At 77.2% G+C, this 22,448-nt stretch carries 23 protein-coding genes; 11 read left to right on the top strand and 12 right to left on the bottom strand.

Features of this window, described 5'->3' with window-relative positions:
• Nucleotides 1-14: 14 nt before the first annotated feature.
• Nucleotides 15-2,756 carry a M4 family metallopeptidase gene (locus tag ACFYUY_RS21745; protein ID WP_387902584.1) on the bottom strand — a complete coding sequence of 914 codons (2,742 nt, stop codon included), beginning with the start codon at nucleotides 2,754-2,756 and terminating at the stop codon, nucleotides 15-17.
• A gap of 229 nt (nucleotides 2,757-2,985) precedes the next feature.
• On the opposite strand from ACFYUY_RS21745, the gene ACFYUY_RS21740 reads away from it, so the two are divergent.
• Nucleotides 2,986-3,648, top strand: a complete 663-nt coding sequence (locus tag ACFYUY_RS21740; protein WP_360210544.1) for a methyltransferase domain-containing protein — start codon at nucleotides 2,986-2,988, stop codon at nucleotides 3,646-3,648.
• Here the strand turns inward: ACFYUY_RS21740 and ACFYUY_RS21735 are convergent.
• From ACFYUY_RS21735 to ACFYUY_RS21725, 3 genes are all read right to left on the bottom strand, one after another.
• The gene (locus tag ACFYUY_RS21735) at nucleotides 3,627-4,235 is read right to left on the bottom strand and encodes a helix-turn-helix domain-containing protein (RefSeq protein WP_387902581.1); all 609 of its coding nucleotides are present in this window, start codon (nucleotides 4,233-4,235) and stop codon (nucleotides 3,627-3,629) included. The two genes, ACFYUY_RS21740 and ACFYUY_RS21735, sit on opposite strands and share 22 nt — an antisense overlap.
• A gap of 203 nt (nucleotides 4,236-4,438) precedes the next feature.
• Nucleotides 4,439-5,101, bottom strand: coding sequence for a hypothetical protein (locus ACFYUY_RS21730; protein ID WP_387902579.1), 663 nt, complete (start codon nucleotides 5,099-5,101; stop codon nucleotides 4,439-4,441).
• Nucleotides 5,102-5,298: 197 nt separating this feature from the next.
• Entirely contained in the window at nucleotides 5,299-6,282 is a 984-nt protein-coding gene (locus ACFYUY_RS21725; protein WP_387902577.1) for an aldo/keto reductase, read from the bottom strand.
• Nucleotides 6,283-6,405: 123 nt separating this feature from the next.
• On the opposite strand from ACFYUY_RS21725, the gene ACFYUY_RS21720 reads away from it, so the two are divergent.
• The 7 genes from ACFYUY_RS21720 (at nucleotide 6,406) to ACFYUY_RS21690 (ending at nucleotide 12,338) form a co-directional block, all read left to right on the top strand.
• On the top strand, nucleotides 6,406-7,338 hold the full coding sequence (locus ACFYUY_RS21720) for an NAD-dependent protein deacetylase (protein ID WP_387902575.1): 933 nt from the start codon (nucleotides 6,406-6,408) through the stop codon (nucleotides 7,336-7,338).
• A 158-nt stretch (nucleotides 7,339-7,496) separates the two neighbouring features.
• On the top strand, nucleotides 7,497-7,976 hold the full coding sequence (locus ACFYUY_RS21715) for an SRPBCC family protein (RefSeq protein WP_387902574.1): 480 nt from the start codon (nucleotides 7,497-7,499) through the stop codon (nucleotides 7,974-7,976).
• 245 nt (nucleotides 7,977-8,221) lie between these two features.
• Nucleotides 8,222-9,139 (top strand): hypothetical protein, encoded by a 918-nt coding sequence (locus ACFYUY_RS21710; RefSeq protein WP_360210530.1) that lies wholly within the window; start codon nucleotides 8,222-8,224, stop codon nucleotides 9,137-9,139.
• 64 nt (nucleotides 9,140-9,203) lie between these two features.
• Nucleotides 9,204-10,139 (top strand): hypothetical protein, encoded by a 936-nt coding sequence (locus ACFYUY_RS21705; protein ID WP_387902572.1) that lies wholly within the window; start codon nucleotides 9,204-9,206, stop codon nucleotides 10,137-10,139.
• On the top strand, nucleotides 10,136-10,990 hold the full coding sequence (locus ACFYUY_RS21700) for a hypothetical protein (RefSeq protein WP_387902569.1): 855 nt from the start codon (nucleotides 10,136-10,138) through the stop codon (nucleotides 10,988-10,990). Before ACFYUY_RS21705 ends, ACFYUY_RS21700 begins: the two co-directional genes overlap by 4 nt.
• On the top strand, nucleotides 10,987-12,051 hold the full coding sequence (locus tag ACFYUY_RS21695; RefSeq protein ID WP_387902566.1) for a hypothetical protein: 1,065 nt from the start codon (nucleotides 10,987-10,989) through the stop codon (nucleotides 12,049-12,051). Before ACFYUY_RS21700 ends, ACFYUY_RS21695 begins: the two co-directional genes overlap by 4 nt.
• 107 nt (nucleotides 12,052-12,158) lie before the next feature.
• Nucleotides 12,159-12,338, top strand: a complete 180-nt coding sequence (locus ACFYUY_RS21690) for a hypothetical protein (RefSeq protein WP_387902563.1) — start codon at nucleotides 12,159-12,161, stop codon at nucleotides 12,336-12,338.
• 31 nt (nucleotides 12,339-12,369) lie between these two features.
• On the opposite strand, the gene ACFYUY_RS21685 is transcribed toward ACFYUY_RS21690, so the two are convergent.
• Nucleotides 12,370-13,119 (bottom strand): SDR family oxidoreductase, encoded by a 750-nt coding sequence (locus ACFYUY_RS21685; protein WP_360210520.1) that lies wholly within the window; start codon nucleotides 13,117-13,119, stop codon nucleotides 12,370-12,372.
• Nucleotides 13,120-13,212: 93 nt separating this feature from the next.
• Between ACFYUY_RS21685 and ACFYUY_RS21680 the strand changes: the two genes are divergently transcribed.
• Nucleotides 13,213-13,620: a helix-turn-helix domain-containing protein gene (locus ACFYUY_RS21680; protein WP_360210518.1), complete on the top strand. Its 408-nt coding sequence runs from the start codon at nucleotides 13,213-13,215 to the stop codon at nucleotides 13,618-13,620.
• A gap of 155 nt (nucleotides 13,621-13,775) precedes the next feature.
• Here the strand turns inward: ACFYUY_RS21680 and ACFYUY_RS21675 are convergent, their stop codons facing one another.
• The 6 genes from ACFYUY_RS21675 to ACFYUY_RS21650 all read right to left on the bottom strand — a co-directional run bounded on the left by ACFYUY_RS21675 (nucleotide 13,776) and on the right by ACFYUY_RS21650 (nucleotide 19,515).
• Nucleotides 13,776-14,492, bottom strand: coding sequence for a hypothetical protein (locus ACFYUY_RS21675; RefSeq protein ID WP_387902560.1), 717 nt, complete (start codon nucleotides 14,490-14,492; stop codon nucleotides 13,776-13,778).
• Nucleotides 14,489-15,883 carry a DUF58 domain-containing protein gene (locus ACFYUY_RS21670; protein WP_387902558.1) on the bottom strand — a complete coding sequence of 465 codons (1,395 nt, stop codon included), beginning with the start codon at nucleotides 15,881-15,883 and terminating at the stop codon, nucleotides 14,489-14,491. Before ACFYUY_RS21670 ends, ACFYUY_RS21675 begins: the two co-directional genes overlap by 4 nt.
• Nucleotides 15,880-16,977: an AAA family ATPase gene (locus ACFYUY_RS21665; protein WP_387902555.1), complete on the bottom strand. Its 1,098-nt coding sequence runs from the start codon at nucleotides 16,975-16,977 to the stop codon at nucleotides 15,880-15,882. The genes ACFYUY_RS21670 and ACFYUY_RS21665 overlap by 4 nt, the downstream gene beginning before the upstream one ends.
• A 78-nt stretch (nucleotides 16,978-17,055) precedes the next feature.
• The gene (locus ACFYUY_RS21660; RefSeq protein ID WP_387902553.1) at nucleotides 17,056-17,646 is read right to left on the bottom strand and encodes a hypothetical protein; all 591 of its coding nucleotides are present in this window, start codon (nucleotides 17,644-17,646) and stop codon (nucleotides 17,056-17,058) included.
• Nucleotides 17,643-18,659, bottom strand: a complete 1,017-nt coding sequence (locus ACFYUY_RS21655; protein ID WP_387902550.1) for a DUF4129 domain-containing protein — start codon at nucleotides 18,657-18,659, stop codon at nucleotides 17,643-17,645. Before ACFYUY_RS21655 ends, ACFYUY_RS21660 begins: the two co-directional genes overlap by 4 nt.
• A 178-nt stretch (nucleotides 18,660-18,837) precedes the next feature.
• Nucleotides 18,838-19,515 carry a hypothetical protein gene (locus ACFYUY_RS21650; protein WP_387902548.1) on the bottom strand — a complete coding sequence of 226 codons (678 nt, stop codon included), beginning with the start codon at nucleotides 19,513-19,515 and terminating at the stop codon, nucleotides 18,838-18,840.
• A gap of 260 nt (nucleotides 19,516-19,775) precedes the next feature.
• Here ACFYUY_RS21650 and ACFYUY_RS21645 point away from each other — a divergent pair, with 260 nt between their 5' ends.
• Together ACFYUY_RS21645 and ACFYUY_RS21640 are read left to right on the top strand one after the other, a co-directional pair.
• Nucleotides 19,776-19,976, top strand: coding sequence for a hypothetical protein (locus ACFYUY_RS21645; RefSeq protein WP_387902545.1), 201 nt, complete (start codon nucleotides 19,776-19,778; stop codon nucleotides 19,974-19,976).
• A 117-nt stretch (nucleotides 19,977-20,093) separates the two neighbouring features.
• Nucleotides 20,094-21,074 carry a hypothetical protein gene (locus ACFYUY_RS21640; RefSeq protein ID WP_387902543.1) on the top strand — a complete coding sequence of 327 codons (981 nt, stop codon included), beginning with the start codon at nucleotides 20,094-20,096 and terminating at the stop codon, nucleotides 21,072-21,074.
• Nucleotides 21,075-21,627: 553 nt separating this feature from the next.
• On the opposite strand, the gene ACFYUY_RS21635 is transcribed toward ACFYUY_RS21640, so the two are convergent.
• A complete protein-coding gene (locus ACFYUY_RS21635) occupies nucleotides 21,628-22,344 on the bottom strand; it encodes a YoaK family protein (RefSeq protein ID WP_387902540.1) in 717 nt (238 codons plus the stop codon).
• Nucleotides 22,345-22,448 lie beyond the last annotated feature (104 nt).

Below are 22,448 nucleotides of genomic sequence, written 5' to 3'. Positions count from 1 at the left end.
TGGTCAGCAGGTGGTCAGCAGGTGACCGCCGGGCGGTCGCGGACCACCAGGTCGGGGCCGCCGCCGGTGGCGTCCAGCCAGACCACCCGGGTGCCCTGGTCGGCCGCGGGCTGGTCCTGGTCGCCTCGGTCGCAGGAGACGCGCTGCGGGGCGCCGCCGGCGAGCGGGACCTGCCACAGCTTGGGCAGCGCGGCGTTGGTCCAGCCGCCGGCCGGGGCGGGGCCCAGCAGCGAGTGCGGGACGGCCCGGTAGGTGACGGCCTGGTCGGAGGCGGTGATGAGGGAGCCGCGCGTGGGGGCGTTCGGCGCGTCACCGGACAGCACCTCGCTGGTGCCCGAGCCGTCCAGGGCGCCGGAGCGGATCGAGCCGTGCGCACCGGCGTCCTCGCGCGGGATGTCCACCCACAGCAGCCGCCCGCCGGCCAGCCGGGTGCCGTAGGCCTCGCTCGGCCGGGCGCCGGCGCCGGCGTGCGCGGTGTACTGCGCGGTGACCCGGCCGGCGGCGATCGAGTAGACGGTCGGCGCGGTGACCTGCTGCTCACCCTCGTGCCAGGACTCCGTCCAGCCGAGGAGGCCGTCCCGCAGGGTCAGGTCCGACGCGCCGTGGCCCTCGGGCAGCGGGATCTCGACGGCCGGGGCCCCGTCGTGGGACAGCCGGACGCCGGTGCGCCCGGCGTCGCGCACCAGGAAGGCGACGTCGCGGCCGGAGACCTGCACCCCGCTGGGCTGCTGGGTGGCCGAGTGGAACAGGCTGCGCACCGGGCCGGCGCCGGTCAGCGGTGCGGTCAGCACCTCCTGGCCCCAGCCCCGGGCGTCGGTGCCGACCGCGATCCAGACGGCGCCGGCGCCGTCGGTGGCGGCGTAGCTGTGGTAGCGGCCGTCGTCCGGGCTGAGCCGGACGGGGGCGGTGCGGCCGGTGGTCGGGCCGGTGTACAGGGCGTTCCGGTCGGTCCGGCCGGAGATGGGGCCCATCGCCACCCAGTGCCCGTCGGCGGCGGCGGGCAGGCTCATCGAGCCGGAGACGTCGGGCAGCAGCGTGCGGCTGTCCGTGCCGATCCGGTGCTGCCAGCCGGCCTTGATCCCGTGCGCATCGAACGCGGCGGCCACCGTGCGCAGTTGGGCGCGGCTGAGGCCGAGCGAGCGGCCGGCGGCGAGCACCGCGTCACGTCCGTCGACGAAGTCGTCGAGCGGGGTGAGGTAGTCGGCGAGCGCCCGGTAGACGACCCGGTCGGCGGTGAGCGGGTCGAGGGTGCGCCGGATGTCCCACAGGGCGCCGGCGAAGACGGGGGAGTTGAGGTGCACCCCGCCGTTGTCGAGCGCGCCCGTGGCACCGAGGTAGTCGGCGACGGTGGTGCGGTGGTCGTCCAGGTGGCGGTCCGCGCAGGCCTGCGGGGTGCCGGTGCGGCACTTGTCCTCGCCGAGCAGCGCCGCCTTCGGGTCGTTCATGGACAGGCCGCGGGCGGTCACCTGGATGGCGTTGCCGAAGTAGTCGGCGAGGGCCTCGTCCATCGCGCCGGACTGGCCGAGGTAGGTCAGGTTGGCGGTGTGCGCGACGACGCCGTGGGTCATCTCGTGCCCGGTGATGTCGAGCGCCGCCGAGAACGGGAAGTACGCCCCGCCGCCCGAGCCGTAGACCATCTTGGTCCCGTCCCAGTAGGCGTTGGCGTACGGCTTGCCGCCGCTGGTCACGTTGACCACGGAGACGATCGGGCCGCCCTTGCCGTCCAGGCCGTCGCGGCCCAGCCGGTCGCGGTAGAAGTCGTACACGGCGCCGGCGCCCAGGTGGGCGTCGGTGGCGCCGCTGGTGCCGGTGGCGGCGGGGAAGTCCGGCCCGGGGGAGGCCGCCGGGACGGCGTCGGCGGGCAGGGCGCCCACGAAGTCGTCCGCGTCCCGCCCGGCCGCGTCGTAGGTGGTGATGACGGAGTGCCGGGTGAGGTCGGTGAGCCGGTAGCCGCCGTCCGGCAGGCGGACCGCGTTCACCTTGACGGAGTTGCCGTGGACGTCCGGGGCGGTCCCGGTGGCGGGCTGCGGGTCGCCGCCGGGGGAGGGGGCGGCGTCCCCGGCGGGGGAGGGGGTGCGGGCGTCGTAGGCGAGGGCGACCACCCCGGCGACGGCGTCCACGTACACCTCACGGGCCGCCCGGTCGCCGCCGGCCGGGTCGGTGGTGCGCACGGTGAAGTGCCGGGCCAGCCGGCCGGCGCCGCCGGGCAGCACGACCGCCCCCCGGTCCTCGGCGGTGGCGCCCGCCCGGGCCCGCGCGTCCTGCACCGCGCCGAGCGCCAGCTCCCGCAGGGCGGCGTCCGGGACGGTGGCGGAGGTCGGGGCGCTCAGGCCGGTGAAGTACTTCCCGCCGACCGACTCGACCCGCTGCGCGGCGCCCTCGCCGGTCAGGTGCACCAGGTACTGCGCGCCGAACACCGGTATCCCGCCGTGGCGCTGCTCGAACCTGACGGTGCGCCGGCCGTCCGCGTCGCGCTCGGAGCCGGCCTCCACCAGCTCCCCGGGGTCGACCCGGTAGCGGTCGGGGTGGGCCGCCAGGTGGGCGCGGGCGGCGTCGGCCGGGGCGCCGGCGGCCGGCTCGGACAGGCCGGTGACCAGCTGCGGGGCGGCGGTGTCCTGGCCGGCCACCAGGGCGGGCACCGGATCGGGGGCGGCGTCGGCGGGCAGCGCCAGGGCGGGCGGCGCGGCCAGCGCCAGCACCACGGCGGCGGCGGTGGCGACGCCGAACGCGTGCGGCGTGCGGGTACGACGGAGCACGGGCGGTCCTCTCGCGGGGTCGGAAGCGGAAGGCGGCGGCACACCGCTGCGGCGGCCCCACCGACGCCCACGATAAGACACTCTCCGTCATATGTCGATTGACTGCTTATGGTTGGGGGGTGACGGACGGCGGACGGCGGACGACGCAACCCCGGAATCCCCCAACCCGCCCCGCAGCACGAGCGATTCGTACAAGACGCCACCCCCGCGCCCACCCGACACTGCCCGCATGACCCAGCCCGCCCAGCCCGCCTACACCCCCGCCGCCGGCCGCCTCGCCCCCCTGCGCCTCTACGACCCGATCGTCTCCCTCACCCGCGAACGGCTCTGGCGCAGCCTCCTCGCCATGCACATCGCCCCGCGCCCCGACGACGTCATCGTCGACGTCGGCTGCGGCACCGGCTCCCTGGCCGCCCTCCTCGTCCGCGTCGAACCGCAGGCCCGCGTCATCGGCGTCGACCCCGACCCCGCAGCCCTCGACCTCGCCCGCCGCAAGGCCGCCGCCGTAGGCGCCGCACCGACCTGGCACACCGGCATGGGCGACGACCTCGCCGACATCGTCGGCCCCGCAACGGCCGACACCGCCGTCTCCAGCCTCGTCCTCCACCAGTGCCCCGTCCCGATGAAACGGGCCGTCCTCGCCGCCATGCACACCGTGCTGCGCCCCGGCGGCAAGCTGGTCATCGCCGACTACGGCCGCCAGCGCACCACGGCCATGCGCCTGGCCTTCCGCATCGTCCAACTCGCCGACGGCAAGGAGGACACCCAGCCCAACGCCGACGGCATCCTGCCCCGCCTGATCGCCGACGCGGGCTTCCGGGGCGTGCGCGAGGCCGAGACCGTCCCGACCGTCACCGGCTCGCTCTCCGTCTACGTCGCCCGCCGCGCCTGACCCGCCTGACCCGCCGGGCGCGCCCGCCGCACCCGACGCGGCGCCGGAACGGCCGCGCCCCGCGCCCCCGTTCCGGCGCCCGCACCCGGCCCGCGCAGCGCCGGCAGCACCTCCGACGGCGTCAACCCCGTCATCTCCCGCATCCGGCGCCCGAAATGCGCCTGATCCGCGAAACCGCCCGCCAGCGCCGCCTCCGCCAGCGTCCCGCCCCCACCCAGCACCCCGACCGCCCGCGCCAGCCGCCGCCAGATCCGCCACCGCGCCAGCGGCAGCCCCAACTGCCGCTGCGCCAGGGCCCGCAGACGCTGCGGCGACAACCCGACCAGGGCGGCCAGCCCCGACAGCGGCACCCGGTCGTCCGCCAGCGCCTGCATCGCCGCCCACAGCCGCGGATCCACCTCGGCCGACGGCAGCGCCCCGGCCGCCCGCAGATCCGCCTCCGTCAGCCCCCGCCACCGCGGCGCCACCGTCACACCCGCCCCGCACCCCGCCCGCAGCCGGTCCGCGAACGCACAGTGCGGATCCACGAAGAACACCAGCACCGACCGGGACGGCGCCATCCGGTGCCGCACCATCGGCGCCACCACCACCGCGTCCCCCCGGTGCCGCACCCCGGCCCCGTCCGTCACGCTCACCGGGCCCCCGCCCACCGCCACGGCCACCTGGAACGCGGCATGCCGGTGGAACACACTGTCCGCCAACGGCCCCCGGTACACCGCGTACCCGTCCCCCACCACCAACTCCGGCCCCACCCCGATCTCCACCCCCAGGATGCTGCCAGACCCCACCCCTACGGCGGCGACAGCAGGCCCAGGTCGCGGACGCGGGCGGCCAGGTTGGCGGCGAAGGCGAGGGTGCCGAGGAGGCCGGCCAGGGTCAGGACGACCCAGAACGGGATCGCCAGCAGGCCCGGCTTCTCGGTGATCATCCGGTCGCCGTCGACCCAGACCCGGGTGCGGTGGCCGTCCGGGAGGAGCTCGTGGGTCGGCCGCCGTTCGCTGGACTCCCGGTCGTCGACGCTCCAGTGGTACGTGCAGCCGTACACGTCGTGGCCCCGCCCCTGGTCGTCCAGCTCCCGGCCGGTGGTGCGGCAGTCGGTCACGGTGGCCGCCACCGCGCGCGGCTCGTGCAGCCGCAGCCCGATCGCGTGGGTGGCCTGGGCGGCCGCGAACACGGTGCCCAGGGCCACCGCCAGCAACAGCACCACCCCCACGACGGAGGCCGCGTAGTCGGCCGCCGTGACCCGGCGGCCCAGCGGCACCGAGGCGGCGACGCCCGCCAGCAGGGCCACGCCGCAGACCACCAGCCACCCCCGCCGGTCGCCCGGCGCGTCCTGCGACTCCGCCCACACCACCGGCGCGGCCGCCACCCCCAGCACCGCCACGGCCGCCACCACCCCCGCCGCGCACAGCCGCTGGAACGCGCTCCAGCGGCCGGAAGCCTCCCGCCCCACCCCCGACCCCTCCCCCCTACGGACCCCTCTCCCGTCCTCTTCCCGCCCACCGGCGCCGACCCACCCCGCGACCGGCTTCCGCTCCCGACCGGTGACCGATCCGCGACATCGTCACACCCACGGACCACCCGACGACCCACCCGCCCCGCGTCCACCCCGCGCCCGCCGGGCGGCCCGGCGGGCGCGGGGCGGCCCGATCACCAGCGGTCGTGCACCTGCGCCCGGATCCGCCGGTCGTACAGCCCCCGCACGGCCTCCAGCACGTCCTGCGGCAGCGGCGCCAGCTCGGCCGCCGCCGCGTTCGCCCCCGCCTGCGCCACGTTGCGGGCCCCGGGGATCACCGACGTGACGCCCGGCTGCTGGACGACCCAGCGCAGCGCCGTCTGCGCCGGGCTCGCCCCCTCGGGCGCCAGCGCCGCGAAGTCGGCCGCCGCCGCCACACCCGTCGCGAAGTCCACCCCGGAGAAGGTCTCGCCCTGGTCGAAGGACTCGCCGTGACGGTTGTAGGTGCGGTGGTCGTCCGGGGCGAACACCGTCCGCTCGGTGTAGCGGCCCGACAGCAGCCCCGACGCCAGCGGCACCCGCGCCAGGATCCCCACCCCCGCCGCCGCGGCCGCCGGCAGCACCTCCTCCAGCGGCTTGAGCCGGAACGCGTTCAGGATGATCTGCACGCTCGCCACCCCCGGACGGGCGATCGCGGTCAGCGCCTCCGCGCAGGTCTCCACGCTGACCCCGTACGCGGCGATCCGCTCCTCGGCGACCAGCGTGTCCAGGGCGTCGAACACCTCGTCCGAGGAGTAGACCGGCGTCGGCGGGCAGTGCAGCTGCACCAGGTCCAGCCGCTCGACCCCCAGATTGACCCGCGAACGGTCCGCCCAGTCCCGGAAGTTCGCCAGCCGGTAGTGCTCCGGCCGCTGCTCCACCCGGCGCCCGAACTTGGTGGCGACGAACACCCCCGCGTCCGGCCGCTCCCGCAGGTAGCGGCCGATCAGCCGCTCGCTGCGCCCGTCGCCGTAGACGTCGGCGGTGTCGAAGAGGGTGACCCCGGCCGCCACCGAGGCGTCCAGCACGGCGAGGGCGTCCTCCTCCCGCACCTCGCCCCAGTCGGCCCCCAGCTGCCAGGTGCCCAGACCCACCACCGACACACTCCGGCCCGTCCGGCCCAGTACGCGCTGCTCCATGCGCCCGAGCCTCTCACGCCCCGCGACCCGCCGCCCCCGCGCGGACCGGCACCCCGGCCGGGGCTCCGAGCAGGCCCCCGAGCAGGTCCCCGAACGCCGTGGCGGCGCACTACGCTCGACAGCATGGGCACGCCCGGAACCCCCGACACCGACCACGCCGACCGGACCGGCCACGCCGGCCACGCCGGCCGGGCAGAACAGGAAGACCGCGCCGACGGGCCCGACGGGCCCGGCCTGGAGGCCCTGGTGCGGCTGCTGGCCGACCGCGGCGCGGTGGTCCTGAGCGGGGCCGGCCTGTCCACCGAGTCGGGCATCCCCGACTACCGGGGCGCCACCGGCCGCCGCCGCACCGCCACCCCGATGACGTACCAGGAGTTCACCGCAGGCGAGGCCGCCCGCCGCCGCTACTGGGCCCGCAGCCACACCGGCTGGCCGGCCATCGCCCGGGCCCGGCCCAACGCCGGCCACCACGCCGTGGAGCACCTGCGCCGCACCGGCCGCGTCACGGCGGTCATCACCCAGAACGTCGACGGCCTGCACCGCGCCGCCGGCACCGGCGCGGCCGTCGAACTGCACGGCCGGCTCGACCGGGTCGTCTGCCTCGACTGCCGGCACACCACCGCCAGGGCGGAGCTCGACCAGCGCCTGGAGGAGCTGAACGCGGGCTTCCGCACCGCCGGGGCCGTGCTGCGCCCGGACGGCGACGCCCACCTGCCGCAGGAGGCGGTGGACGCCTTCCGGGTGGCGCCGTGCCGGGTGTGCGGGGGAGTCCTCAAACCCGACGTGGTCTTCTTCGGCGAGAGCGTCCCGGCGCCCCGGGTCGAGCAGTGCTACGAACTGGTCGGCGCCGCAAGCTCGTTGATCGTCCTCGGCTCCTCGCTCAGCGTCCTGTCGGGGCTGCGCTTCGTGCGCCACGCCGCCCGGGAGCGGATCCCCGTCGCCATCGTCAACCAGGGCGCCACCCGCGCCGACGAGCTCGCCGCCGTGCGCCTCGACCGGCCGCTCGGCCCCACCCTGACCGCGGCCGCCCGCCTCCTGGACGCCACCGCACCCTGACGGGCACCCGCCCCGCAGCCCCGCCGACCCGGCACCGGTCACCGGCCGACCCGCCCGCCCGGCCCCGATGTCACGTTCCCGCCCCCCGTCCGGTCCTCACGGTGACGAGGGGCGCGGCCGCCTGCCGCGCCGACGGACCGGAGGAAGGGAAAGCCACCGTGGAGACCGTGACCGTGGAGACCGTGACCGTGCGACGGGTCATCGAGGCACCGATCACCGAGGTGTTCGACTGGTGCGCCACCACCACCCACTACACCCGCTCCCCGTACGTGCTGCGGGCCCGGCTGGCCCGGCCCGGCGCGGGCGCGCCCTACGGGGTGGGCGCGGTGCGCCTGCACACCTGGCTGATCGGCTGGTTCGAGGAGCGGATCACCGCCTACCGCGCACCGCACGCCTTCGACTACACCGTCGACCGCAGCTTCCCGCCGGCCCGGCACGACTCCGGCCGGATGACCTTCCAGGAGGTCCCCGGCGGCACCCTGGTGATCTGGACGACGGGCTTCGCGCTGCCCGTCCCCGTCCTCGGCCCGGTGCTCGCGCGGCGGGTCGCCGGGCCCGTCATCGGCCACGTCTTCCGCGGCATCCTCGACGCCGCGGCCGCGGAGCTGGAGACCGGCCGGACCCGCCCGCCCCGCTGAGGAACCGCTGCTGGGAACCGCCGGGGGAGCCGCCCCGGCGGGCGCCCATTGCGGTTGGATCACGGCGTGTCCGATTCATCGGTCATTGGGGGGGAGTGCGCCGATTCATTTTGTTGGCAGTGTTGTCAACGAACTCTCATAATTCCTGCTGAGCCGCGTGACGGGCGGTCCGGAGAGCCTCGGCAGGGGGAGTGGTTCTCGCGAGGGCCCGCACGCGCCATTCCACTTTTCCCCGGGGGAGTTCCTTGTCCGCGCCCGAAAACGAAAGCGCCGCCGCCGAGCCGTCGGTTCCGGCCCCGTCGGCCGCACCGGCTCAGCCGGCCCCGTCGGCCGCACCGGTCGTTCCCGTCGAGCCGCCGGCCGCAGCCGAGCCGCTGCCCGCGGTCGAGCCGGCGCCCGCGCCCGCCCGCCGCCTGCCGCGCGCCGTCGGCGTCGCGCTGGCCACCGCCGGCCTGCTCGCCGTCACGGCGACCAGCGCCGCGGTGACCGTCGCCGTCGGCAAGCCGGACGCCCGCCCGGCCGCCGCCGCGCCGCCCGCCACGGCCGCCGCCACGGCGAGCGCCTCGCCGACCGCGAGCGCGAGCCCGACGCCCTCCGCGGTGCCGGTCCCGGTGCCGACCGCCGTCCCGACCACGCCCAAGCCGGCCAGCACCGTCAAGGGCACCGTCAGCGGCGGCAAGCACGAGGGCGACCTGCGCTACTTCCTGCTCCCCATCCCCGACGGCGGCGAGTCCTACGGGCCCGCGGACGGGATGACCATGACCAACGACGACGTCGCGGACCTGTTCGGCAAGCAGGACGGCATCATGGACATCCTCGGCTCGTACGGGTACAAGGAGGGCGCCTCCCGGATGTACCGCACGGCCGACGGCAAGGCCGAGGTGACGGTCACCCTGCTGCGCTTCAGCTCCACCGCGATGGCCACCGAGTTCGTCAAGGGATACACCGTCAAGTCGCAGGACCCGATCGACATCGACGGCGACCCGAACGCCCACGGCTACGTCAAGAAGCCCAGGCAGCAGGCGTTCACCGGCTCGATGACCGGCATCTCCAGCCAGGGCGACGTCCAGTACACGATCGACGTCGAGGTCAAGGGAACGCCCGACAAGGGTCTGCTGAACACCCTGATGAAGCGCCAGCGCGAGTGGCTTGCCGGCGGCTGAGCCCGCGCCGCCGCCCGTCCACCCCTGACGCCACCCCCTTCTTTCCCTCCTCTGGAGCCACCTCGTGACCACCGAACCCGCGGAGCCGTCGCCCGGCGCCGCGCCCGCACCGGCCGCGCCCGCCGCACCGCCGGCCGGGCCCCCCACGCCCGCAGCGTCGCCCTGGGCCGCCCCGTCCGCCGAGACGCCCGCCGCCGCCCCGACGGCCGCACCCGCCGCACCGCCGGCCGGGCCCCCCGCGCCGCCCGCATCGCCCTGGGCCGGGCCTCCGCTCGCCCCCGACCTCGCAGCGCCCGCCCCCGAGCAGGCGCCCCGCGCCCCGCGCCGCCCCCGCCCCGTCCTGCTGACGGTGTGCGGCCTGGTGCTGGGCACCCTGGCCGGCGGCGGCGTCGGCTACGCCGTGCAGGCGCAGCGCCCGCCCACGCCGCTGCCGCCGCTGCAGGTCGCCCGCCCGTCCTACCCGGCCGTCGTGGTCGACCCGACCGCCTTCGCCGCCGAGCAGCCCCGGCCGCTGGCCATCGACGGTGACCTGCTGAAGCTGCTGATGAGCGCCCCGCAGGGCAGCGGCCCCTGGGGCGACTACCCGGACAAGCCGTCCTGGGTGTCGGTCGGCGAGCTCGCCGAGCGCGCCGGCAACTCCGTGCGCGAGTTCAAGGACCTCAACTCGCGCGGCTTCCGGCGCGCGGCCGAGGTCGACTGGAAGAAGGACGACGTCAAGTACCGGGTCTCGCTGATCCAGTACGCGCCGGAGAACGCGAGCGAGGCGAAGCTCCGCGCCTCCCTCTCCCACCTCCTGTCGTTCGCCGACGGCGCCAACGGCGGTTACAAGGTGGAGGACCAGCCCAGCCGCTGGGCCGAGACCACCGACCAGTACTACTACGGCGTCGCCGTCGCCCAGCGCGGCACGGTGCTGATGTCGGTCGAGGTCTTCGGCACCAAGCCGGTGAACCCCGACGTCGTGAAGGACCTCGCCAAGCAGCAGTGGGAGCGACTGGCATGACCGAGAACACCGTGACCGGGGCCGAGCACCCCGAGCAGGCCCCGGCCGCCGCGCCCGCCGCCGAGCCCGCCGTCGAGCCCGCGGCCGAGCAGCACCCGGCCGCCGCCCGCCCCGCCTCCCGCCGCCTGCTGCGCGCGGGCGCCGCGACCGCCGCGGCGGCCCTGGCCGGCGTGGCCATCGGCATCGGCATCATCAAGACCCAGTACGACGACCCGGCCCCGGCCGTCGCCGCCGGGCCGTCCGCCGCGCCCGCCGCCCCCAGCCCCACCGCGACCCCGTTCGGCGCCAAGTCCAACGGCAACCACTTCGGTTCGCTGCGCGACCTGCTGCTGCCCGTCCCGGCCGGCTACGAGCTGGGCCCCGACCAGGGCGGCTACGGCAACGACACCGAGCTCGGCGCCGAGCAGCTCTCCGACGAGCTGGACGCCGAACTCCAGCAGATCCCCAAGGACAAGCGCGACAAGCTCCGCTCCTACTGGGACGGCCTGCACGTCAAGGCCACCGGCGTGCGCACCTACCGCACCAGCGGCGACGACCTGGTCATCGGCCTGAAGCTGCGCCAGTTCAACCAGCAGGAGGTGCAGAAGCTCAACGAGTACACCGCGGTCTTCACCGGCGACACCGGCCTGTTCCGGATCGGCCCGGAGGTCCCGGGACACCCCGAGGCGCACTGCTACCTGATGCCGGCCCCGCCGTCCGCGCCGATCGACTACCTGGAGTGCTCGGCCGCCGAGGGCGACCTCCTGGTGGTGATGAACGCCGAGGGCGTGGCACCGCTGCCCAAGGACAAGATCGTCGCCCTCTTCACGATGCAGCTCGACCGTCTCGCCAGCCCGGGAGCGTCCGCATGACCGACCACGCCACCCCGCCGCAGCCGTCGCCCCAGCCGCCGTCCGAGCTGCCGCCGCCCCCGCCGGCCCCGCCCGCGGCCCCGGCCCTCGCTCCCCTCGGCACCTCCGAGGTCATCGGCACCGCCCCGCAGGCCCCCGCGGCCCCCGCGGCCCCCGCGGCCCCCGAGACGCCCGAGGAGCGCGAGGCCCGCCTCGCCCGGCGCACCCGCCGCCGCCGGGCCGCGCTGCGCTGGAGCACCGCCACCCTGGTGTTCGCCCTCGCCGGCACCGGCGCCGCCCTGGCCGTCACCGCACCGGAGCGCACCGACATCCCCGGCCTGGCCACCGCGAGCGACGGCCGCTACACCTTCCCGCCGCTGGCGCTGCCGCCCCTGCCCGCCGGCAAGAGCGCACCGGACCCGAAGGGCAAGGGCCTGCACCAGGCGGACCTGCGCCACCTGCTGCTGCCCACCCCCAAGGAGGCCGGCGGCCCGCTGACCGCCCCGACCTTCCCCGCCCCGAGCGCGCCGCCCTCCGCCGGCCCGTCCGCGAGCGCCTCCGCCAGTGCCTCCGCCCCGGCGAGCCCCGCGGCGAGCGCGACGGCGTCCCCCGCCCCCTCCGCGACGGGCCCGGCGCCCGCCGACTGGGTGCCCTGCGACGCCGTCCTCGCCGAGCAGCAGAACCCCGCCGCGCTGCGCGCCCTGCTCGTGCAGGACGCCTGCCGCGCGGCCACCGTCCGCGAGTGGACGGCCTCGGACGGCACCCGCACCCAGATCCGGCTGCTGCGCTTCGGCTCCTCCGCCGAGTCCTGGGACGTCTTCTCCTCGCTGCGTTCGGACAGCCTGCCCAAGGCCCTGCCCGGCGTGCGGGTCGCCGCCCGCGAGGGCTGGGACGCCGTCCCGGGCATCGACCTGTCGACGAAGGAGACCTCGGTGAACGGCGCCAAGGGCACCCCGACCGCCCGCCTCGCCTACCTCTCCGCCTCCGACGTCCTGGCCGTCATCACCATGACCAACCCGGACGGCGTGCCCGCGGCGGCCTTCCGCCAGGTCGTCACCCTGCAGTCCGACCTGCTCGCCTGAGCCGCCGTCCGCCCACCTCCGGGCCGGACACCCCGGGCCGGCCACCCGCCGAGCCGACCACCCCGCGGTGGCCGGACGACGGGTGGCCGGCCCGTTGTCGGTGCGGGGTGCCACGATGCCCGGGCCGCTCGCGCCCCCTGCACCCGGTCGACGACGCCGAGGCCTACGCCGACGCCGTCCGCACGGCCGACCTCGCCTTCGACGCCACCGTCCTCGACGACCCCGACGACGACCCGGAGGACCACCCCCTCGCCAGCGAGGCCGTCGCCGCCCTCGACCGCCTGTAGCACCGGCGCCGGTGGCCGGACGGGCGGGGCGTCAGCGCATGCCGCCGGAGGCGAGGATGACGTCCCCGGTGATCCAGCGCGCGTCGTCGGACGCCAGGAAGGCCACCAGCGGGCCGTAGTCGTCCGGGGTGCCCGTGCGGCCCAGCGGGGTGTCGGCGATCGCCTGCGCCTCCTGGGCGGAGCCGGGGAACCCCATGGCCCTGGTGCCCTCGGTGTCCGACGGCCCGGGCATGATCGCGTTGACCCGGATGCCGCGCGGGCCCAGCTCCTTGGCCGCCACGACGGTGAACGCGTTGACGGCGCTCTTGGACGCGACGTAGAGCGAGGCGTACGGCGGGTGGGTGAGGGTGCCGGCCGTCGAGACGTTGATGATCGACGCGGCGTCGACGTCGTCCTGCGCGGCCAGGGCCTGCGTGGTGAGGATGGTGCCCAGCAGGTTCGTGGTCAGCTCGCGCTGGAACTCCTCCTCGGTGATGGCCGACAGCGGGGCGAAGGCGGCCACGGCCGCGTTGTTCACGAGCACGTCGACCGGCCCGTACTCCTCGCGCGCACGGTCGAACAGGCCGCGCACGTCGTCGCCGCGGGCCACGTCCGCCCGGACCGCGATCGCCCGGCCGCCCCCGGCGGTGATGTCCGCGACGACCCGCTCGGCGCCCGCCGCGTCCTCCCGGTAGTTCACCACGACGGCGGCGCCGGTCCGGGCCAGCGTCTTGGCGATCCCCGCGCCGAGACCCTTCGACGCGCCGGTGACGATCGCCGTACGGGCGTTGTTGCTGCTCACAGTGACTCCTCGAACGTTGGTGCCTGCGGAAGTCACCGTAGGAAAGCTGGTTACTGCAGGGAAGTACCTACTTTTTTGTAAGCTCGTGAGGTGATGGAAACTCAGCACGTCGCGACGGCCGCCCGACTCCTGGCCCACGACACCTTCGACAACAAGTGCGCGCTCAGGCCGATCATGGACCAGACGACGAGCCGCTGGGCGACACTGATCATCTCGGCCCTCGTCGCCGGCCCGCACCGCTTCGCGCAGCTGCACCAACGGGTCGGCGGCATCAGCCAGAAGATGCTGTCGCAGAACCTCAAGGCCCTGGTCCGGGCCGGGCTCGTCGACCGCGAGGTCGCGCCCACCGTCCCGCCCCAGGTCACCTACGCCCTGACGGAACTCGGCGTCGGCCTGGCCGGGCCGCTGACCGAACTCATCCAGTGGTTCGGCCGGCACGGGGACGAGCTCCTCGCCGCCCAGGAGCACTACGACCGGCAGCAGGCGTCGCCGACCGCGTGACGGGCCGCTCCCGGAACCGCCGGAACGCCTCCCGGGCCGGCCAGCGCGGTCGCGGGCCGGCGGGGACGCCTCCCCGGTGACCGTCCGTCACCCGGGTGACGGTGCGCCACCGCCGTCCGGCCGCCGGGCCGCCGTGGCCCCGGTCCGCCGGTGCGTCATGGTCCCGTCGCGGTGTCCGGGTCCTGGTCCGGTGTGCGGTCGGGGCGCAGGGCCGCGGCCACGCCGCAGGCCGCCGCGGCCAGGCCCAGCAGGGCGAGGGGCCGGGACCACTCGCCCGCCGCGGTGGGGGCGAAGGCCACCGGCAGGACCAGCAGGGCGGCGCCGGCGGCGGCCACCGCGGCGAAGGGGCGGACGGTGCGGCGTCGGGGGCCGAGCGCGTCGAGCAGCAGCAGGTAGCCGATGAGCAGGACGGTCACCGCGAGCGCCCGCCACAGCGGCGGCTCGCCGAGGGCGGCGAACAGGACGGCCGCGGTGGGCAGGAGGGTGGTGCGGGCGGCGGTCAGGCGCGCCGGCCAGGTCACCGGGTGGGCGGCCGCTCCCTCAGGGGCCGGCACGGCCGCCCAGAGCGCGCCGACGGCGACGGCCGCGACGCCGATCGGCCCGAACCGGGCGGTCAGCGTGCCCTCCCCGGTGCCGGCGGCGGCGAGGGCGAGGGCGGTGCCGGCGCCGCGCAGCGCGGCGGACTCGAGCCGCGGGGCCCAGGCGGCCCGGTCGGTCCACCCGCTCCACCCGGTGGACGGGCCGGTGCGGGGGCGGGGGGCCGGTGCGGCCACCGTGCGCCGCACCGGCGGCTTCGGCGCCCGCCCGCCCGCCGGGCCGTGCACCGGCCTGCCGGTGGGCCTGCCGGTGGGCCTGCTGGTGGGCTCGTTCACCGGGCCGCTCCCGTGATCCGGCGGCGCAGCAGCGGCGCGAGGGCGAGGTCCAGCGTCCGGCCCGGGGTGTGGCGCACCACCGGGATGCCGCGGCCGCGCAGGGTGGCGCGCATCGCCTCGCGTTCGGCGTGCCACAGGCGCAGCGCGAGGGCGTCGGTCTCGTCGTCGGGGTGCGTCGCCGGTTCGCCGACCGGGATCTCCACCACGACGAGCGGGTTGCCGCGTTCGCGGACCTGGCCGAGGACGTCGAGGATGCGCTGGTCGGCGAGCGGGGTGAAGGCGTAGACGAGGGCGTGGGCGGGCAGGGCCGCGAGCGGCAGGGGCGGGAGGGTGCCGTGCCGGGGGCGGTCCTGACGGACCTCCAGCACGCTCTCGACCATCCGGTAGAACTGCCGGTCCCCGCCGGCGGCGGTGAGCCGGCGCAGCTGTCCGCCGACGGCGACCAGGCCGATGCGGTCGTGGCGGCGCAGGTAGGCGCGGGTCAGGCCGGTGGCGGCGCGCAGGGTCTCGTCGAGGCTGCGCAGCCCGGTGGTGGCGTCGTGGAAGTCGGCGAGGGTGTCCAGCAGGACGACGGCGTCGGCGGCGCGTTCGGCGGCGAACTGGTTGATCTGGACGGCGTCGCGGCGGGTGGTGGACGGCCAGTGGATGCGCCGCTGCCGCTCGCCGGGCACGTGGGGGCGCACGCCGACGACCTCGACGCCGGCGCCCTCGTGCGCGGTGGTGTGCTCGCCGATCCGCTCGGGCAGGCGCACCGGGATCGGGGTCAGGTGGGCGGCGCCGGGGACGGGGAAGACGTCGACGGTGCCGAGGTCGGTGCGCAGGGTACGGCGGGTCAGGCCGCCGGCGTCGGGCACGTCGAGGTCGAGGACGCCCAGGTGGCGCCGGCCCCAGCTGTCGGCGCGCAGGACCAGGTCGACGCCGGTGGCGGTGACGGTCAGGGCGTCCAGGGACAGGCCGGGGCCCAGGGCCACGACGGGTTCCAGCGCACCGATCCGCCCGTCGTGGTGGACGGCGACCCGCACGGTGACGGGCTCGCCCTCGAAGCAGCGCGCCGGCCGGGTGGTGCTCTCGGCGGACAGCCGGGTGGGGCGGCTGCGCCCGGGGGCGGCGAGGGCGAGCAGGACGGCGGGTGCGGCGGCCAGGGCGAGCAGCCAGGCGTGGCCGGTGGCCAGGGCGGCGAGGGCCGCGGCGGTGGCGACGGTGAGCAGGCGCAGGGTCTGCTCGCCGGCGCGCCAGTGCGGCGGGGGCGGGCTGTCGGGCAGGCCGGCGGCGTGGGCCCGGGCGCTGCGGGCGGCGGCCAGCGCCTGGGCGCGCAGGGTGGCGCGGTCCGGGGCGGGGGCGGCTGCGGCGGGCGCTGCGGAGGCGGGGCTCCCGGGGCGGGCCGGGTTCACGGGGTGACCGCGCGGGGCAGGGTCTGCGGTGCCGGGACGGAGCCGACCAGGCGCGCCACCACGTCGTCCGCCTCGATCTGACGCACCCACAGTTCCGGCTTGAGCGTGATGCGGTGGGCCAGGGCGGGGACGGCGAGCGCTTTGACGTCCTCCGGGGTGAGGTAGTCGCGGCCCTCCAGCATGGCGCGGGCGCGGGCCAGTTGGATCAGCGCGAGGCCGCCGCGGGGCGAGGCGCCGACCTGGATCTGCTGGTCCTTGCGGGTGGCGTCGACGAGGGCGATCACGTACTCGACCAGGTCGTCGTCGACCTCGACCCGCTCCACCGCGGCCCGCATGGCGAGGAGTTCGGCCGGTCCGACGACGGTCTCCAGCACCGGTTCGGGGGCCGCCCGGTCGATCCTGGCGCGCAGCATCGCCGCCTCGGTGGCGGGGGAGAGGTAGCCCATCCGCACGCGCAGCAGGAAGCGGTCGAGCTGGGCCTCGGGCAGGGCGTATGTGCCTTCGTACTCGATCGGGTTGGCGGTGGCGATGACCAGGAACGGGTCCGGCAGGCGGCGGGTGACGCCGTCGACGGAGACCTGGCCCTCGGCCATCGCCTCCAGCAGGGCGGCCTGGGTCTTGGGCGGGGTCCGGTTGATCTCGTCGGCGAGCAGCAGCCGGGTGAACAGCGGGCCGGGCCGGAACACCATCTCGCCGGTGCCGCGCTCGTAGAACGGGGCGCCGGTGACGTCCGAGGGCAGCAGGTCGGGGGTGAACTGGATCCGGCGGAAGTCGAGGCCGAGGGCGGTCGCGAAGGAGCGGGCCAGCAGGGTCTTGCCGAGTCCGGGCAGGTCCTCGATCAGGACGTGCCCGCCGGCCAGGGCGCCGAGCATGACCAGGCGCAGCGCCTCGGGCTTGCCGACGACGGCCCGTTCGATCTCCGCGACCACGGCGCGGGCGAGCTCCCCGGCCTTCTGCGGGGTGAGCACGGGGACGGCCCCCGGGGCGGCTTCCGGGGCGGCTTCCGGGGCGGCTCCGGGGTCGGTTTCCCGGTGACCGGGACCGGCGGGGGCGGTGGCTGCGGTGGTGTCGGCAGGGCTGGACGGGGCGGGCATGGCTCTCCTGTGGAAACGATGCGGTGGGTGGTGGGCCCGGGGCCGGGTCTGTGGGGCGCCGGCCCCGGCGGGTTCAGGTCACAGCGACTCGAGCCGGTCGACGAGGGCGCGCAGGACCGCTGCCGGCAGGGGCCCGGCCGGGGCCGGTGCCGCGGGGTCGATCCACGGCCACAGCCGGGGCCCGAGGAGTTCGGCGGCCCGCTCGCGGTCGGCCGGCAGGTGCACGCCGTGGCCCTCCGCGAGCCGGACGGCGTACAGCCGCTGGAGGCGGGTGCGCAGCGGCCCGGTGTCGCCCTGCGGGTCGAGGCCCTGGCCGACGGTCCAGCGCCAGTCGCCGAGGCCGGGCTCGTAGGCCTCCAGCTGCCGCGGCCGGCGGCGCAGGGGGGAACCCGTCGTGCCCGCGCCGGCCACGTGGCGGGCGGTGAGCAGGGCGGCGGCGGCCAGCAGCACGGCCCCGGCCCCGGCACCGGGCCAGCCGCCGACCAGGGCGCACAGGACCTCGGCGAGGACGGCGGGGACGGCCAGTTCGAGCAGGCTGTGGCGCACCGAGCCCGGTACGGCGATCCCGCCCTCGGCCCCGCCGTCCGGCTGCCCGTTCTGCCCGGCCGCTCCGGTGCGTCCGGTGCGTCCGGTGCGTCCGGTGCGTCCGATCGTGGGTTCGCCGCTCATCGGTTCCCTCCCGTTGCGCCCGCTGCGTCCGTTGGGTCCGTTGCGCCCGCTGCGTCCGCCGCCGTCGCGCCCGCCCCGGCGGCGGGGTCGGCGTTCGACCCGGCCGGGTCGGTGGCCGCGAGCCGGGCGGCGATGGCGTCCAGGGCGGTGCGGGCCCGGCGCACCCGGGCGTCGTCCATCGGGTGGGTCGAGTACCGGGCCTCCCGGAACAGTGCGGTGAGCGCCCGGGCCGCGCCGGGGTCGACCCGGTCGTCGGACAGGGCGCGCTCCAGCAGGTCCGTCGGGCTCTCCCAGGCCTGCCGGGGCAGTCCGGAGGCGGCCAGCGAGCCCTCCATCGCCGCGTAGCAGGCGATCACCGCCGCCCGGGCGTCGTCCCCCTCCAGCGCCCTGCGGCCGGAGGCAACGGCCTCGGCGAGGGCGGCCTCGGGGCCGGCCGGCGCGGTGGGCAGCGGCGGGGTCGCCGGGCGGCGGTGGATGCGCAGGTGCCGCAGCGCCCGCACGAGGACGAACACGAAGGCGGTGACCGCGGCCAGGGCCAGGGAGCCGACCAGCACCGCGAACAGCACGCCGAACCCCGGGTCGTCCGCCGGCTTCACCGGGGGCGGGGGCGGGGGAGGGGTCGGGGAGAGGTCCGGGAGCGGCAGCGGCGGCGGCAGCTGGGGCGCGTCGAGCGCCGCGGGCGCGGTGCGGCCGTGCAGGACCAGCAGCAGCACCGGCACCGCGGCGGCGGCCAGCGGCAGCAGGACCATGGCGGCCTCCCGCAGCCGTTCGGCCCGCGGCGTCGGCCCGGCCAGGTGGCGCACCTCCTCGCGGAAGCGCACGGCGAACCGTCCGACCAGGGCGGCCCAGCCGATCCCGATCAGCACCACGAAGCCGACGGCGCCCACCGGCCCGGTGGCCGCCGTGCCCAGCAGTCCGCCCTCGGGGCGCAGCGCCGCCGCGGCCGTCAGCAGTCCGACGACGACCAGCAGCGCGGCCACGTGCCGGCCCCCGGGCCCGCGTGTGCGGCCCATGTGAACCCCCCGGTTCCCCCTCGTGGCGCGCTTCCCGGCGCGCCGGTCCTGCAGCGTCGCACACCGACCGTCACGGTGTCACCTGCCGTCACTCCCGTCACCGCCGCCCCACCGGTCCGGCCCCGGCCCCGGTGCGGGGCCTGCGTGCGCTTCCGGGTACGGGCCGGGGCGCGGGGTCTCAGCCGGTGGTCTGCCCGGGCCGGCCCGGCACCCACAGCGGCACCGGGGAGCCGCACGGCATGGACCGGGCGGCCTCCGCCTCCAGCCACTCCTCGGCCCGCCCCGGGTCCCCGTCGCACAGGTCGACCAGCGCGGCCGCCGCGATCCGGGCGCAGGACAGCATGAGCGCCAGGGCGTCCTGGCGGTGGTGGTGCTCGCGCACGTACGCCTCGGCCCGCTCGTCGATGCGCCGCCCGTGGGCCTCCCGGTCCGCCACCGCGGCGGGCCCGTCCTCGGCCCAGGCGGCCTGCACGCCGTGCCAGACCAGGGCCAGCGCCGCCGGCTCGGCCGGGTGCGCCACCTCCTCCCGGCGGGCCTGCTCCCGGGCCTCGGCGGAGCGTCTGCCCAGCCACTCCAGCGCCTCCGCGCCGTCCCCGTGGCGGGCCCGCAGGACCAGCTCGCCCGCCCGGTAGGCCACCGAGCGCAGCACCTCTCCCGCGGGCACCCGAAGCCCGGGCGCGGCCGAGCCGCCGAAGGCCAGCCACGCGTCCGCGAACGAGGCCGCCCGCACCCGCCCCAGCCAGCCCGGCGCCCCCGAGGCCCCGTCCTGCCACTCCTGCGTACCCAGACGAACCAGGCCCACGGCGGCGAGCCGCACCGCGTCCCCGTCCAGGCCGAGCAGCCTTCCACTCCTCACCACACACCCCCACCAGCGGTCATCAACCCGTGACGGCACATCCCACCACAGAGGGACGCGGACGAACTAGAGCGGGTGGCGGTGCGATTTTTCACCCCACGCATCCGGGCCGCCCGACCGGGGGCCCGGCGGGGGCCTGCCGATCCCGCCGCCCCGGCCGCCGGGCGCGTGCCCGGGGACGGGGGCCCGCCACGGTGGCGGCGGTCATGGCGGGGGCGGTGAGCGGGGGGCGCGTGCAGCGGTGGCAGCGGGGTGCGGTCGTGACCTGGGCGGTCCTGGTGGCCGGGGGCGGCGCCGGGGTGCTGCTCCTCGGCGACGGCGCCGAGAGCACCCCGCAGCCGGCCCCGCCGGCCACCCCGGCCCGCACCCCGTCCGTCCACGCTCCGCCCGTCCACGCTCCGGGCGACCCCTGCAGCGGCTCCGACGTGATCTGCGCCGTCACCGTCCTGTCGGCGCCCTGACCACCCCGCCGACCGGGGGACGCTGCGGCGGGTGCGCCGCCGGGGCGCGATGACGGAGCGTCAGGCGTGCTCTCCTCGACGGGCACCCGGCCATCGCCGACCCGCCGAGGAGAGACCATGCCCCGTCAGACCCGAACCGCCCGGCGCCCGCGCGCCGCAGGACGCGCCGCTGCCGCCGCCGCGGCCTGCGCCGCCCTGGCCCTGGTGGCCGCCACCCCGGCCGTCGCCGTCGCCCCACCGCTGTCCGACCCGCGGATCATCGCCCACTTCGACCTGGCCCGGGGTCAGCAGCCGGAGAACATCGCCCTCGAACCCGACGGCTCCGCCGACCTCACCCTGTCCTTCGCCCGCCAGATCGCCCGGGTCGACCCGGCCGGGGCCCTCACCGTCCTCGCCACCCTGCCCGCCCCCGCCCACCCGAACACCCCGCTCCTGGGTGCCGCGATCGTCACCGGCATCGCCCGCGCCCACGACGGCACCCTCTACTTCGGCTACGCCACCGGCACCGACGACCTGCACGGCATCTGGCGGCTGTGCCCGGGCGGGACGCCCGAGCGCATCGCCGCCCTGCCCGTCACCGGCTTCCCCAACGGCCTGGCCCTCGACGAGCACGAGGGCCGCCTCTACACCGCCGACTCCGCGCTCGGCGTGGTCTACGCGGTACCGGCGGCCGGCGGCACCGCGACGACCTGGTCCGACGACGCGCTGCTCAAGCCCGTCACCGCGTTCGGCGCCAACGGCCTGAAGGTGCACCGCCACGCCGTCTGGGTCGGCAACACCGACACCGGCCAGCTGCTGCGCATCCCCGTCCGCCGGGACGGCTCGGCCGCGCCCGCCCGCGTCCACGCCGCGGGCCTCGACGGCATCGACGACTTCGCCTTCACCGGGCACGGCGACGACCTGATCGCCGCCCTGAACGCGCCCGACGAGGCCGTCGAGGTGACGGCGGACGGCAGCCACCACACCGTCCTGACCGGCGCCGACGGCCTGTCCAACCCGACCTCGGTCGCGGTGCGCGGCGGGACGGTCTACGTCCCCAGCGCGGCCTACTTCACCCGCACCGACCCCAACCTGCTCCTCGCCGACCTGCACCGCTAGGGCGTGTCTTGTGGATCACTGCCGGGGTCGCGACGCCAGGGCACGCACTCCCCCAGCCTTCGGCCGGGGGTACCCCCACGCCGCGTTGTCGTCGGTCGCCGATGGCCCCCAGCCTGGCGGCCGGGAGGTGCCCCCACCGCATGGACTCTCCCCCAGCCTTCGGCCGGGAGGTGCCCCCATCCTCCGCCTTGCGATGCACGCACCCTGACGCCGCGACCTACCCGACAAGATCCACAAGACACGCCCTGGGCCCCGGCGGCCGGGGTCCGCGTACCGGGGAGGGTGTCCGGCAGCGGAGCCGGACACCCTCCCTCGCCCGCACTCCACGGGAAGATCGTCGATCTGCCGGGCCGCTGCTCGGGCGCGGCGCCCGGTGCCGAACGCGGCGGGCGGGGCGGGCCGGCAGGACGCCGGTGTGAACGCCGCCGTGCAGCAGCCGGGTTCACCGTGACCGTCACGGATCCGCCCGCTCCGCCCGTCCACCCGCCGGCCGTTGCACGGGATCCCGGCCGGCTCCCCGGCGGCGCCGCGGCCGCCGGCCCGTGACCGGGCGTCAGGCCCGGACCGGTTGGGGCCGGAACCGGGTGGCGCGGGAGTAGACGGCGGTCACGCACGCCTCGAAGGCAGCGATGGCGAGCAGCGCGGGCCCGGCGCCCGACCGCAGCAACAGCGCGCCGAGCGCCCCGCCGACGAACATCCCGAGGACGGTGGCGCTGCGCCGGGCCCGGACGAGGACCAGGCGCGGGGACGGCGCGGTGTGGATCGACAGCACGTCCGCCAGCAGCTTGACCAGGGTGATCTGCGCGACCGTGGTCGGCATCTCGGGGACCCCGGCCTCCAGCATCCCGCGGCTGCGCCACCCCATGGCGCCCGCGACCAGCGCGGCGACGAGGGCCTCGGCACCGCCGGGCAGTGCACCGGTGCCGCCGACCGCGGTGGCGTACCCGCCGGCGGCGGCCAGGGCCGCGGCCTCGGCGGCGAGGACCAGGACGAGCCAGCGCCGCCCCCGCCCGCTCGCCCGGGAGATGACGGTGTTCGCGGCCGCGGCCCCGATCACGAAGGAGGCCACCGCCTCGGCGGGGCGGGCGACCGGAATCCCGGCGGTCTGCGCGGCCCCGAAGCCGAGCAGCAGGACGTTTCCGGTGGCCAGCGCGGCGAAGGCGTGCCCGAGGCCGAGGAAGGTGACGGCGTCGACGGCGCCCGCGCTGACGGTCAGGGCGGACATCACCAGGCTGATGCGGACCTGGCTCCGGGTGGGATCGGCGGGCACGCCGTCAGTGTGCCCGGGGCGCCGGCCCGGTACGGGCCGTGACACACCGGCCGCGGGTGGCGCACGGCCGGGGGCGCGTCCTGCGGGTGGCGGACGGCCTGCGG

Origin of the sequence: Kitasatospora sp. NPDC004745 (genome assembly GCF_042873275.1) — a bacterium.
In the GTDB taxonomy this organism is placed as follows: domain Bacteria; phylum Actinomycetota; class Actinomycetes; order Streptomycetales; family Streptomycetaceae; genus Kitasatospora.
This window is presented reverse-complemented; position numbering and strand designations above follow the sequence as displayed.